Raw genomic sequence first — 12,621 nt, 5'->3', positions numbered from 1 at the left:
GGTGGTTCAGACTCAGCGGGCGGACAGGCTGGAGCGGCGGACGACCAGCTCGGGCTGGAGGACGACCCTCCGGTGCTCGTGCGTTCGCCCCGTGCCTTCCCCCTCCGCCTCCGTCTCCTCCAGGAGCAGGTCGGCGGCCATGGCCCCCATGGTGACGGCGGGCTGCCGGACCGAGGTGAGCGGGACGGCCGCGGCGGCCGCGAACTCGATGTCGTCGTAGCCGACGATGGCGAGGTCGTCGGGGACGCCGACACCGGCCGCGTACATCGCCTGCAGCACGCCGAGGGCGAGCAGGTCGTTGGCGCAGAACACGGCGGTGGGCCGGTCGGCGAGCCCGAGCAGCCGGGCCCCGGCGTCGCGGCCGGCGGCGACGTCCAGCCGCTCGGTGGGCAGCTCGCGCAGCGCGTCGGGTCCGAGCCCCGCCTCGGCGAGCGCTTCGAGGGCGCCGGTGCGCCGGTCGCGGACCTGGTTCAGGCCGGGCGGGCCACTGACGTAGGCGAGGGAGCGGTGCCCGGCGTCGACGAGGTGCCGTACGGCCAGGGCGCCGCCCGCCACGTCGTCGACGGAGACCGAGCACTCGGTGGTGCCCTCGGCGACCCGGTCGACCAGGACGAACGGGATGTTGTGCCGGCGGAACCCCTCGATGTTGCGGCCGGTCGCGTCGGCGGGTGTGAGCAGCACGCCGCGCACCCGCTGCTCGGCGAAGAGCGACAGGTACTCGGCCTCCTCGCCCGGGTCCTGGGCGCTGTTGCAGACCATCACGCCGAGTCCGGCCTGGCGGGCGGCGCGCTCGGCGCCGCGCGCCACGTCGACGAAGAAGGGGTTGCCCATGTCGAGGACGAGCAGCCCCATGATGCGGCTGCGGCCCGCGCGCAGTTGGCGTGCCGACTCGCTGCGGACATAGCCGAGCCGGTCTATCGCGGACAGCACGCGGGCCCGGGTCTCGGTCGCGACCGTGTCCGGGCGGTTGATCACGTTCGAGACCGTGCCGACGGAGACTCCGGCGACGCGGGCGACGTCCTTGATACCCACCGACTGGGCCATCGGGCAGGGACCTCCAGAGGGAGACGAGGGGGGCGGCGGCCGGGGCGGTTTCACACTACCGGCACGCCGCCCCGGGAGCCGGTCGCGGTCAGGCGGGCAGGCGGAAGTCCACGACGTGCAGCGTCGAGGGCGTCGTACCGCTGGACTTCTCCTGGTACATGAAGGACAGCACCCCGTCCTGCGCGACCCGTGCCTCGTCGATGACGACCTCGCCGAAGGCGTTGAGGCCGCTGCCGTCGAAGAGGATCTTCCAGTCGGTGTATCCGGAGGCGGCGGAGGCCCCCGCGATCCGGCCGAACGGGAAGATCGCGTACGCGTTGTCGTACTTGTCCAGGACCAGCTTGGTGCGCTGGCTGGAGTTGAGCGGGACCGGTATCTCGGTCTTCTGCCAGATACCGGAGGCGTTCCTGCGGACGTGGAAGGCACGGCCGTTGGCCGTCCGGTTCGCGACGTAGTTCGTGGTGCACTGGCCGAAGCGGCCCGGGACGTAGGAGATGATCGCGTGCGGCCGGCCCGCGGAGTCGGTGAACTGGCTCTCCTGGTTCATCAGGGAGTGGTCCGGGTTGAGCGGGTCCACGACCAGGCCGCCGTCGTTGACGGACACCTTGTCGGAGCCGCCGGTGGTGCCGACGACGGCGCCGGCGTTGTTGCGCCAGGTGCGGCCCCGGTCGTCGGAGTAGACGTAGCCGGTGTCGTGGTTGGTGATGCCGCCGCTGTTGCACATCACGGCGCCGTTCTGCTCGCGCCAGGTGAAGAAGGAGTGCAGCCGGCCGTTCCGGTCGTAGTCGATGCCGTGCAGGTACATGTTGCGGGCCGTCGAGGAACCGTGCTCGCTGGTGTACGTGCCGGTGGAGGCGGACCATTCGCCGAGGTTGGTCCACTTGGTGCCGTCGTACTCGGCGAGCGCGTTGCGGCCGTTGCCGGAGACGGCGACGCGGTAGCTCAGCTGGAGCTTGCCGTCGGGTGTGGAGACGAACTGCGGGTAGGTGAACTGCGAGGTCAGCGCCAGCCCGTCCAGCGTCGACTGGGGCGCCCCGAAACGGCTCGCGGTCCAGCTCAGCCCCGCGGGGTTGTCCATGAGCCCGGCGGCGGACTTGACGTAGGTGAAGCCGTCGCTGTGGGAGTCCATGTTGAGGTGCAGCCGGCCGTCGACCTTGGAGACGCCCATGGAGATGACGTTGTGGGAGTCGTTGTAGCGAAGGGTGTGCCCGACCTTCACGGTGGACCAGGTGCTCGCGCCGAGTGCCCGGCGGCCGACGACGGCGTTGCGGTCGGCGGTGTACCAGACTGCGTACTGGTAGCCCTTGTAGGTCAGCAGTCCGTTCTTCTGGAACGAGTTGTTGTTGACCAGCCCGTCGTAGGACACGAAGAAGAGGGCCTGGCTGTCGAGCGTGGTGGTGCCGGTCCGGGTGACCGAGGGGCCGGGGTCGGCGGCCCGCGCCGTGCCGGAGGCGAGGGCGGGGGTCACCACTGCCCCCGCGAGGGCGGCGGCCAGCAGGGTACGTCTGTGCATCTCGTGGACTCCATCGTCATGCGAGGTGGAACACTTCGGTGAGCGGCTTCATGGCCTCGTCGGGCCGGGCGCCGTCCAGCGACTCGAAGAACGGCGCCATCTCCGCCTGCCAGCGGGCGTTGACGTCGGTGGCTTCCATGCCGGCCTGGGCGGCCGCGAAGTCCTCGGTCTCCAGGTAGCCGACGAGCAGTCCGTCCTCGCGCAGGAAGAGCGAGTAGTTGTGCCAGCCGGTCTGTGAGAGTGCCTGGAGCATCTCGGGCCACACCGCGGCGTGCCGCTCGCGGTACTCGTCGAGGCGCTCCGACCGGACCTTCAGCAGGAAGCACACGCGCTGCATCAACAAACCTCCGGGAATCAGAAGTTGAACTGGTCGATGTTCTTGGCGTCGAACACGGTCGGCTTGCCGAGACTGATCACGCCGTCCTTGCCGATGGTGTACTCGCCCATGGAGCCGGCCTTGAAGGTCTCGCCCTCCTTGCCGGTGATCTGCCCGGAGGACAGGGCGACGGCGGTACGGGCGGCCAGCTCGCCGAGCTTGGCCGGGTCCCACAGCTCGAACGCCTCGACGGTGCCGTTCTTGACGTACTTGCGCATGTCGTTGGGGGTGCCGAGGCCGGTCAGCTTGACCTTGCCCTTGTACTTGGAGCCCGACAGGTACTGGGCGGCGGCCTTGATGCCGACGGTGGTCGGGGAGATGATCCCCTTCAGGTTCGGGTACTCCTGGAGCAGGCCCTGGGTCTGCTGGAAGGACTGCTGGGCGTCGTCGTTGCCGTACGCGGTCTTCACCAGCTTCATGTTCTTGTACTCGGGCTTCTTCAGCTCGTCCTTCATGAAGTCGATCCAGGTGTTCTGGTTCGTCGCGGTCTGCGCGGCGGACAGGATCGCGATCTCGCCCTTGTAGCCGATCTGCTTGGCGAGCAGCTGCACCTCGGTGCGGCCCAGGTCCTCGGCGGAGGCCTGGGAGACGAAGGCGTTGCGGCAGTCGGGCGTGGTGTCGGAGTCGTAGGTGACGACCTTGATGTCGTTCTTCATGGCCTGCTTGAGGGCGGTGCACAGCGCACCGGGGTCCTGCGCGGAGACGGCCATCGCGTCGACCTGCTGCTGGGTGAGCGTGTTGACGTAGGAGACCTGCCCGGCGGTGTCGGTCGCGCTGGACGGCCCGACCTCCTTGTAGCTGGAACCCAGCTCCTTGAGCGCCTTCTCGCCGCCCTTGTCGGCGCTGGTGAAGTACGGGTTGTTGACCTGCTTGGGCAGGAACCCGACGGTGAGGCCCTTCTTGGTGGCGGCGTTGGGGTCCGCCTTGCCGGCGGTGGCGGCGGAGGCGCCCTCGTCGGCGACGTCCTTCTTCGTGGTGCCGCCGCAGGCGGTGAGCGCGAGCGCGAGGGAGGTGGCGGTGGCGAGGGCCGCGCAACTGCGGCGCAGGGTTGTCTTACGCATGGCGTTGGTCCTTTACGAGGAAGGCTTGGATGACGAGAGGGGAGTCGAGGCGGCTCTGCGGCCCGCCCTCGCTGTGGAGATCTGCCGCAGGACCCGGGGGCCCAGCACGGACAGAACGAGCAGGACGCCGGTGACGACGATCTGGGACTGGGCGGACACGTCCTGGAGGCTCATCACGTTCTGCAGCGCGCCGAGGAGGAAGACCCCGGCGATCGCGCCGCCCAGCGTGCCCTTGCCGCCGTCGAAGTCGATGCCGCCGAGCAGCACGGCGGCCACGACGGACAATTCGAGGCCGGTGGCGTTGTCGTAGCGGGCGCTGGCGTAGTGCAACGCCCAGAAGACGCCGGTCAGGGAAGCCATCAGACCGGTCAGGGTGAACAGGATCAGCTTCTGCCGCTTGACCCGGATCCCGGCGAAGCGGGCGGCCTCCTCGCTCGCGCCGATCGCGAACAGCGACCGGCCGAACGGTGTGGCGTGCAGCGCGACCACGGCGATGGCGAGCAGGACGAGGAACGGCAGGAGGGCGTACGGGACGAACGTGTCGCCGATGCGCCCGGCCGCGAAGTCCAGGTACTGCGTCGGGAAGTCGGTCACCGCGTCGGAGCCGAGCACGATCTGCGCGATGCCCCGGTAGGCGGCCAGCGTGCCGATGGTGACGGCGAGGGACGGCAGCCCCAGCCTGGTCACCAGGAGCCCGTTGACCAGCCCGCACACGACGCCGAGCAGCAGGCAGATCGGAATGATCGTCTCGATGGTCATGCCCTGGTTCCACAGGGCTCCCATCACGGCACCGGACAGACCGGCCGTGGAGGCGACCGACAGGTCGATCTCGCCGGAGACGACCAGCAGGGTCATCGGCAGCGCGATCAGTGCGATCGGCAGCGTGTTGCCGATCAGGAACGACAGGTTGAGCGCGTTGCCGAACCCGTCGACGAACCCGAAGGAGAACAGCAGCACCACGACGAGCAGGGCGCCGACGGCGGAATCCCACCTCTTCAGGCCGGACCAGCCGGCCGCTCGGCTCGGGGAGATGTCAGCCATGGCGGGCGTTCCTCTTCTTCAGGGCGGAGGCAACGCGCAGCGCGACGACCCGGTCGACCGCGATCGCGAGGATGAGCAGGATGCCGTTGATGGCGAGCACCCAGACGGAGCTGACGCCGAGGGCGGGCAGCACGCTGTTGATGGAGGTCAGCAGCAGCGCGCCGAGGGCCGCGCCGTAGACGCTGCCGGAGCCGCCGGTGAAGACGACGCCGCCGACCACGACCGCGCTGACGACGGTCAGTTCGTAGCCGTTGCCGGTGCCGGAGTCGACGTTGCCGAACCGGGCGAGGTACATCGCGCCGGCGAGTCCGGCGAGGGCGCCGCAGAAGGTGTACGCGGCGAGGATCCGCTTGCGGACGGGGATGCCGGCGAGGCGGGCGGCCTCGGGGTTGGAGCCGAGCGCGTACAGCTCGCGGCCGCTGGCGAAGTGCTTGAGGTAGTAGGCGGTGGCGATGAGCACCGCCAGAGCGATCAGCGCCAGGTACGGCACCGCCGCGATGCCGCCGGAGCCGAAGTCGACGAATCCGCCGGGCAGATCCGCCGCGGTGATCTGGCGGGAGCCGACCCAGATCGAGTCGATGCCGCGGATGATGTACAGCGTGCCGAGGGTGACGACGAGCGCGGGCACCTGGCCGAGGCTGACGAGCAGTCCGTTGAGCAGACCGAAGCCGATGCCGAGCAGCACGGCCAGCGCGATCGCCACGACGGGGTTGCCGCCGCCCTGGAGATAGGTGCCGGCGGCGAAGGCGCTGATGCCGAGCGTGGATCCGACGGACAGGTCGACGTTGCGGGTGATGACGACGAGGGACTGGCCGGTGGCGACCAGGACCAGGATGGTCGCGTTCAGCAGCAGGTCCTTGATGCCCTGTTCGGACAGGAACTCGCTGTTGCCGGCCTGGGTGATACCGATCATCACCAGGAAGACGAGCAGGATGGCCAGTTCGCGCATCTTGAAGACGCGGTCGACCAGCCGGGTGCCGCTCGACTTGGGCACATCGGCCACGGGGGCCTCTTGAGGAGTGACGACCGTCATGCGGCGGCCCTCCCGGTGGCTGCGGCCATCACGGTTTCCTCGGTGGCGTCGGAGCGTGGGATCTCGGCGGTGAGGCGGCCCTCGTGCATCACCAGCACGCGGTCGGCCATGCCGAGGATCTCGGGCAGGTCGGAGGAGATCATCAGCACGGCCACGCCGTCGGCGGCCAGCTGGGACAGCAACCGGTGCACCTCGGCCTTGGTGCCGACGTCGATGCCGCGTGTCGGCTCGTCGACGATCAGCACCTTCGGGCCGGTGGCCAGCCACTTGGCGAGCACGACCTTCTGCTGGTTGCCGCCGGAGAGCGTGTTGACCGTGTCGGCGATCCGGGCGTACTTCACCTGGAGCTTCACGGCCCAGTCGAGGGAGCGGCTGCGCTCGGCGCCACGGTCCATGAGCCCGGCCTTCACCGTCGTACGGAGCCCGGTGAGCCCGATGTTGCGTTCGATGGACATGTCCATCACCAGGCCCTGGGCGCGCCGGTCCTCGGGGACCAGGGCGAGCCCGGCGGCCATCGCGGTGGAGGGCGCGCCGTTGACCAGGGCCTTGCCCCGGACGGACACCTCGCCGGCGTCCCATCGGTCGATGCCGAACACGGCCCGCGCGACCTCGGTGCGCCCGGCGCCGACGAGTCCGGCCAGGCCGACGATCTCGCCGTGCCGGACGTCGAAGGAGACGTCGGTGAAGACGCCTTCGCGGGTCAGCCGGCGCACGCTCAGGGCGACCTCGCCCGGCTCGACCTTCTGCTTGGGGTACAGCTCGTCGAGGTCGCGGCCGACCATACGGCGCACGAGGTCGTCCTCGGTCATGCCCTCCAGCGGCTCGCTGGCGATCCGGGCGCCGTCGCGCAGGGTGGTGACCCGCCGGCAGATCTCGAAGATCTCCTCCAGCCGGTGGGAGATGAACAGCACGGCGGCGCCCTGCTCGCGCAGGGTGCGGACGACGCCGAAGAGGCGGGCGACCTCGCTGCCGGTGAGCGCGGCGGTCGGCTCGTCCATGATCAGGACGCGGGCGTCGAAGGAGAGGGCCTTGGCGATCTCGACGATCTGCTGGTCGGCGATGGACAGACCGCGGGCGGGCCGGTCGGGGTCGAGTTCGACCCCGAGGCGCTCCATCAGGGCGGCGGTCGCGTTGTGCGTGGCCTTGTGGTCGATCCGGCCGAGGGCGCGGCGCGGCTGGCGGCCCATGTAGATGTTCTCGGCGATCGACAGGTCGGGGAAGAGCGTGGGCTCCTGGTAGATCACGGCGATGCCGGCGTCGCGGGCGTCGCCGGGGGCGTGGAAGGCGACGGGCGCACCGTCGAGCAGCACCTGGCCGGCGTCCGGGCGGTGCACCCCGGCGAGGGTCTTGATGAGGGTGGACTTGCCGGCGCCGTTCTCGCCGGCGAGTGCGTGCACCTCCCCGGGGAACAGCTCCAGGGAGACGTCCCGCAGTGCGCGGACCGCGCCGAAGGATTTGGAGACGTCCCTCAGTGCGAGAACCGGGGCCGGACCCGTGGTGGACGGGTGGGTCATGAGGGCTCCTCGACGACGCCGGCGGGTCGGCCCTCTCGGCGTCGTGAAAGGTTTCAACTGGATTGCCGGGACGTTAGGCGGGCGGCGCATGTCACGTCAATGGGTTCCGGTCGAAAAAGTTTCGAGGACGCAAGGTCACACATGGGTCACGGGAAACCGTCTCGGCCGGAAGGGTTGACACCCCCTCGGGGGGCCCATAACTTCGCGTACTGAATCGTTTCATTCAGTGGTCGTCACGACCCGATGTCACAGGAGCCTGACGTGACCGAGCTCGCCGCGGCGAAGGCCGCTCTCCAGACACAGGCCGTCGAGACGCCGTCGTGGGCGTACGGAAACTCGGGCACACGGTTCAAGGTGTTCGCGCAGGAGGGGGTGCCGCGCACCCCGTTCGAGAAGCTGGACGACGCGGCGAAGGTGCACGAGTTCACCGGGGTCGCCCCGACGGTGGCCCTGCACATCCCGTGGGACAAGGTCGACGACTACGCGGCGCTGGCGAAGCACGCCGAGCAGCGGGGCGTGAAGCTCGGGGCGATCAACTCCAACACGTTCCAGGACGACGACTACAAGCTCGGGAGCATCTGCCATCCGGAGGCCTCCGTGCGGCGGAAGGCCGTGGACCATCTGCTGGAGTGCGTCGACGTCATGGATGCGACGGGTTCCGCGGATCTGAAGCTGTGGTTCGCCGACGGGACGAACTATCCCGGCCAGGACGACATCCGGGAGCGGCAGGACCGGCTGGCCGAGGGGCTGGCCGAGGTCTACGAGCGGCTCGGGGACGGGCAGCGGATGCTGCTGGAGTACAAGTTCTTCGAGCCGGCGTTCTACACGACGGATGTGCCGGACTGGGGTACCGCCTACGCCCACTGCCTGAAGCTCGGGCCGAAGGCACAGGTCGTCGTCGACACGGGGCATCACGCGCCGGGCACCAATATCGAATTCATCGTGGCGACGCTGCTGCGCGAGGGGAAGCTCGGCGGATTCGACTTCAACTCGCGGTTCTACGCGGATGACGACCTCATGGTCGGGGCGGCCGATCCGTTCCAGTTGTTCCGGATCATGTACGAGGTCGTGCGCGGGGGCGGATTCTCGTCCGAGGTCGCGTTCATGCTCGACCAGTGCCACAACATCGAGGCGAAGATCCCGGCGATCATCCGGTCGGTGATGAACGTGCAGGAGGCCACGGCGAAGGCGCTGCTCGTCGACGGTGACGCGCTGGCCGCGGCGCAGCGGGCGGGTGACGTGCTGGAGGCCAATGCCGTGGTGATGGACGCGTACAACACGGATGTGCGGCCGTTGCTGCGGGAGGTGCGGGAGGAGATGGGGCTGGACCCCGAGCCTCTTGCCGCGTACCGGCGGTCCGGGTGGGCCGAGAAGATCGTCGCCGAGCGGGTCGGCGGGCAGCAGGCGGGGTGGGGAGCGTAAGCGTCTGCCTGGATCCGTTGTCTGCGGGGCGCGCGCCGGTTGTGGCTGGTCGCGCAGTTCCCCGCGCCCCCGAGAAGGCACCTCGACCCACCCTCTATTGAAAAGGAACTGTCATGGCTGTCCATCCCGAAGCTGCCGACCTGCTTGATCGTTCGCATCGGCTCGGTGCCGATCCGCGCAACACGAACTACGCGGGGGGCAACGCCTCCGCCAAGGGCACCGAGACCGACCCCGTCACGGGCGGGGACGTCGAGCTGATGTGGGTCAAGGGGTCCGGCGGTGACCTCGGGACACTGACCGAGGCCGGGCTGGCCGTGCTGCGGCTGGACCGGATGCGGGCTCTCGTCGACGTGTATCCGGGTGTCGAGCGTGAGGACGAGATGGTCGCCGCGTTCGACTACTGCCTGCACGGCAAGGGCGGGGCCGCTCCGTCCATCGACACCGCCATGCACGGACTCGTCGAGGCCGCGCACGTCGATCATCTGCACCCGGACTCGGGGATCGCGCTCGCCTGCGCCGCCGACGGGGAGAAGCTGACCGCCGAGTGCTTCGGGGACAGCGTGGTGTGGGTGCCGTGGCGGCGGCCCGGTTTCCAGCTCGGGCTGGACATCGCCGCCGTGAAAAAGGCCCATCCACAGGCCATCGGATGCGTCCTCGGCGGGCACGGGATCACCGCCTGGGGTGACACGTCCGAGGAGTGCGAGCGGAACTCGCTGCACATCATCCGCACCGCCGAGCAGTTCCTCGCCGAGCGGGGGAAGGCCGAGCCGTTCGGGCCGGTGATCGAGGGATACGCCGCGCTCGGTGCCCCCGAGCGGCGGGAGCGGGCCGCCGCGCTCGCCCCGTACGTGCGGGCCATCGCCTCCCAGGACCGGCCTCAGGTCGGGCACTTCAACGACTCCGAGGTCGTTCTCGGGTTCCTCGCGAGCGCGGAGCACCCGCGGCTGGCCGCACTCGGGACCTCCTGCCCGGACCACTTCCTACGCACCAAGGTCCGGCCGCTGGTGCTCGACCTGCCGCCGGGCGCTCCGCTCGAGGAGGCGATCGCCCGGCTGAAGGAGCTGCACGCCGAGTACCGCGAGGAGTACGCCGCCTACTACCAGCGGCACGCCGAGCCCGGCTCCCCCGCCATGCGCGGCGCCGACCCGGCGATCGTGCTGGTGCCGGGGGTGGGCATGTTCTCGTTCGGCAAGGACAAGCAGACCGCCCGGGTCGCAGGGGAGTTCTACGTCAACGCCATCAACGTGATGCGCGGGGCCGAGGCCGTGTCCACCTACGCTCCGATCGAGGAGTCCGAGAAGTTCCGGATCGAGTACTGGGCGCTGGAGGAGGCCAAGCTTCAGCGGATGCCGAAGCCGAAGGCGCTGGCGACCCGGGTGGCGCTGGTGACGGGTGCCGGGAGCGGGATCGGCAAGGCCATCGCGCACCGGCTCGTGGCCGAGGGGGCGTGTGTGGTCGTCGCCGACCTCAACGCGGAGAACGCCGAGGCCGTCGCCGAAGAGCTGGGCGGGCCCGACAAGGCCGTCGCGGTCACGGTGGACGTCACCTCCGAGGAGCAGATCGCCGAGGCGTTCCGGACGGCCGTCCTGGCCTTCGGCGGTGTCGACCTCGTCGTCAACAACGCGGGCATCTCGATCTCCAAGCCGCTGCTGGAGACCTCCGCCAGGGACTGGGACCTCCAGCACGACATCATGGCGCGCGGGTCGTTCCTCGTGTCGCGGGAAGCGGCCCGGGTGATGACCGCCCAGGAGCTGGGCGGTGACATCGTGTACATCGCCTCGAAGAACGCCGTGTTCGCCGGTCCCAACAACATCGCCTACTCGGCCACCAAGGCCGACCAGGCGCACCAGGTGCGACTGCTCGCCGCCGAGCTGGGCGAGCACGGGATCCGGGTCAACGGGGTCAACCCGGACGGTGTCGTGCGCGGGTCGGGGATCTTCGCCGGCGGGTGGGGCGCCAAGCGGGCCGCCGTGTACGGGGTGGAGGAGGAGAAGCTGGGTGAGTTCTACGCCCAGCGGACCATCCTCAAGCGCGAGGTGCTCCCGGAGCATGTCGCCAATGCCGTCTTCGCGCTGACCGGCGGGGATCTCACCCACACGACCGGTCTGCACATCCCGGTCGACGCCGGCGTCGCGGCCGCCTTCCTGCGATGAGCGCGGCCGTGAAGTCGTACGCCGCGGTCGACCTCGGGGCGTCCAGCGGGCGCGTCATGGTCGGCCGCGTCGGCCCCGACTCGCTGGAGCTGAGCGAGGCCCACCGCTTTGCGAACCGGCCGGTGCGCGTGCCCGAGGGACTGCGCTGGGACGTGCTCGGGCTGTACGCCGGGGTACTGGACGGGCTGCGGGCAGCGGGGCAGGCCGACTCCGTCGGCATCGACAGCTGGGCCGTGGACTACGGGCTGCTGGACGCGGACGGAGCGCTGCTCGGCAATCCCGTGCACTACCGGGACGCCCGGACGGAGGGTGTCGCGGAGAAGGTCTGGGCGACCGTGCCCGCCGAGGAGCTGTACGCCGCGACCGGGTTGCAGTACGCGCCCTTCAACACCCTGTACCAGCTCACCGCCGCCCGCTCCACCACCCAGCTCGCCCAGGCCCGGCGGCTGTTGCTGATGCCGGACCTGCTGACGTACTGGCTGACCGGCGAGCAGGGCACGGAACTGACCAACGCGTCCACGACCCAGCTGATCGACCCGCGGACCCGTGACTGGTCGCACGGCATCGCCTCTCGGCTCGGCATCGACCTGGACCTGTTCGCACCGCTGAGGCAACCCGGCGATCCGGCGGGGCTGCTGCGCGACGAGGTGCTGGAGGAGACCGGGCTCAGCGGTCCGGTGCCGGTCACGGCCGTCGGGTCGCACGACACCGCCTCGGCGGTCGCCGCCGTACCCGCGTCGGGCGAGCGGTTCGCCTACATCTGCACCGGCACCTGGTCGCTGGCCGGGCTGGAGCTGGACACGCCGGTGCTGACCGAGGAGAGCCGGTCCGCCAACTTCACGAACGAGCTGGGACTGGACGGCACGGTCCGCTATCTGCGGAACATCATGGGGCTGTGGCTGCTCCAGGAGTGCGTACGGGCCTGGGGCGACCCGGACCTGGGCGGGCTGCTGCTGGAGGCGTCCAAGGCTCCGGCGCTGCGGTCGGTCGTGGACGCGGGCGACGCGGCGTTCCTCGCGCCGGGGCGGATGCCGGAGCGGATCGCCGAGGCGTGCCGGGTCTCGGAGCAGCCCGTGCCCGAGTCGCCCGCCGAGGTGACGCGCTGCATCCTCGACTCCCTCGCCCTCGCCCACCGCAAGGCCGTCCAGGACGCCCAGCGGCTCGCCGGGCACGCGGTCGACGTCGTGCATGTGGTCGGGGGCGGTACGCGCAACGCCCTGCTGTGCCAGCTGACCGCCGACGCGTGCGGGCTGCCGGTGGTGGCCGGGCCGACCGAGGCGGCCGCCCTGGGGAACGTGCTCGTGCAGGCGCGGGCGCACGGGCTGGTCGGTGACCTGGCCGGGATGCGGCGGCTGCTCGTGAACACCCAGCCGCTCACGCGGTACGAGCCGCGGGGCGGTACCGAGCGGTGGCGCGCCGCGCAGGCCCGGCTCGCCGGGGGCTGACGAGGTCTCCCCCGGGTCT

Annotated in this window: 10 protein-coding genes; 3 read left to right on the top strand and 7 right to left on the bottom strand. The window is 70.3% G+C overall.

What is annotated here, in order from left to right; all coding sequences use genetic code 11:
* Positions 1-12: 12 nt before the first annotated feature.
* The 7 genes from IO24_RS0108480 to IO24_RS0108450 form a co-directional block, all read right to left on the bottom strand.
* Positions 13-1,044 (bottom strand): LacI family DNA-binding transcriptional regulator, encoded by a 1,032-nt coding sequence (locus tag IO24_RS0108480; protein ID WP_031133527.1) that lies wholly within the window; start codon positions 1,042-1,044, stop codon positions 13-15.
* An 88-nt stretch (positions 1,045-1,132) separates the two neighbouring features.
* Positions 1,133-2,557 carry a BNR repeat-containing protein gene (locus IO24_RS0108475; RefSeq protein WP_031133526.1) on the bottom strand — a complete coding sequence of 475 codons (1,425 nt, stop codon included), beginning with the start codon at positions 2,555-2,557 and terminating at the stop codon, positions 1,133-1,135.
* Positions 2,558-2,573: 16 nt separating this feature from the next.
* Entirely contained in the window at positions 2,574-2,894 is a 321-nt protein-coding gene (locus tag IO24_RS0108470; protein ID WP_031133524.1) for an L-rhamnose mutarotase, read from the bottom strand.
* 17 nt (positions 2,895-2,911) lie between these two features.
* Complete coding sequence (rhaS, locus tag IO24_RS0108465; protein WP_031133522.1) at positions 2,912-3,994, bottom strand: rhamnose ABC transporter substrate-binding protein; 1,083 nt, start codon at positions 3,992-3,994, stop codon at positions 2,912-2,914.
* 12 nt (positions 3,995-4,006) lie between these two features.
* A complete protein-coding gene (locus IO24_RS0108460) occupies positions 4,007-5,035 on the bottom strand; it encodes an ABC transporter permease (RefSeq protein WP_031133520.1) in 1,029 nt (342 codons plus the stop codon).
* Complete coding sequence (locus tag IO24_RS0108455) at positions 5,028-6,068, bottom strand: ABC transporter permease (protein WP_031133518.1); 1,041 nt, start codon at positions 6,066-6,068, stop codon at positions 5,028-5,030. Before IO24_RS0108455 ends, IO24_RS0108460 begins: the two co-directional genes overlap by 8 nt.
* A complete protein-coding gene (locus tag IO24_RS0108450; protein WP_031133517.1) occupies positions 6,065-7,582 on the bottom strand; it encodes a sugar ABC transporter ATP-binding protein in 1,518 nt (505 codons plus the stop codon). Before IO24_RS0108450 ends, IO24_RS0108455 begins: the two co-directional genes overlap by 4 nt.
* Before the next feature lie 261 nt (positions 7,583-7,843).
* On the opposite strand from IO24_RS0108450, the gene rhaI reads away from it, so the two are divergent.
* The 3 genes from rhaI to IO24_RS0108435 all read left to right on the top strand — a co-directional run bounded on the left by rhaI (position 7,844) and on the right by IO24_RS0108435 (position 12,602).
* The gene (rhaI, locus tag IO24_RS0108445; RefSeq protein ID WP_031133514.1) at positions 7,844-9,004 is read left to right on the top strand and encodes an L-rhamnose isomerase; all 1,161 of its coding nucleotides are present in this window, start codon (positions 7,844-7,846) and stop codon (positions 9,002-9,004) included.
* Positions 9,005-9,117: 113 nt separating this feature from the next.
* Positions 9,118-11,157, top strand: a complete 2,040-nt coding sequence (locus tag IO24_RS0108440; protein WP_031133512.1) for a bifunctional rhamnulose-1-phosphate aldolase/short-chain dehydrogenase — start codon at positions 9,118-9,120, stop codon at positions 11,155-11,157.
* Complete coding sequence (locus IO24_RS0108435; RefSeq protein ID WP_031133509.1) at positions 11,154-12,602, top strand: rhamnulokinase; 1,449 nt, start codon at positions 11,154-11,156, stop codon at positions 12,600-12,602. Before IO24_RS0108440 ends, IO24_RS0108435 begins: the two co-directional genes overlap by 4 nt.
* The last annotated feature ends 19 nt before the right edge of the window (positions 12,603-12,621 follow it).

This window comes from Streptomyces flavovariabilis (genome assembly GCF_000725785.1).
Lineage (GTDB): Bacteria > Actinomycetota > Actinomycetes > Streptomycetales > Streptomycetaceae > Streptomyces > Streptomyces hawaiiensis.
This window is presented reverse-complemented; position numbering and strand designations above follow the sequence as displayed.

Excerpts from the sequence above, each read along its gene's own strand:
- IO24_RS0108480 (WP_031133527.1), bottom strand. The coding sequence starts at position 1,044 with ATGGCCCAGTCGGTGGGTATCAAGGACGTCGCCCGCGTCGCCGGAGTC.
- IO24_RS0108475 (WP_031133526.1), bottom strand. The coding sequence starts at position 2,557 with ATGCACAGACGTACCCTGCTGGCCGCCGCCCTCGCGGGGGCAGTGGTG.
- IO24_RS0108470 (WP_031133524.1), bottom strand. The coding sequence starts at position 2,894 with ATGCAGCGCGTGTGCTTCCTGCTGAAGGTCCGGTCGGAGCGCCTCGAC.
- rhaS (WP_031133522.1), bottom strand. The coding sequence starts at position 3,994 with ATGCGTAAGACAACCCTGCGCCGCAGTTGCGCGGCCCTCGCCACCGCC.
- IO24_RS0108460 (WP_031133520.1), bottom strand. The coding sequence starts at position 5,035 with ATGGCTGACATCTCCCCGAGCCGAGCGGCCGGCTGGTCCGGCCTGAAG.
- IO24_RS0108455 (WP_031133518.1), bottom strand. The coding sequence starts at position 6,068 with ATGACGGTCGTCACTCCTCAAGAGGCCCCCGTGGCCGATGTGCCCAAG.
- IO24_RS0108450 (WP_031133517.1), bottom strand. The coding sequence starts at position 7,582 with ATGACCCACCCGTCCACCACGGGTCCGGCCCCGGTTCTCGCACTGAGG.
- IO24_RS0108440 (WP_031133512.1), top strand. The coding sequence starts at position 9,118 with ATGGCTGTCCATCCCGAAGCTGCCGACCTGCTTGATCGTTCGCATCGG.
- IO24_RS0108435 (WP_031133509.1), top strand. The coding sequence starts at position 11,154 with ATGAGCGCGGCCGTGAAGTCGTACGCCGCGGTCGACCTCGGGGCGTCC.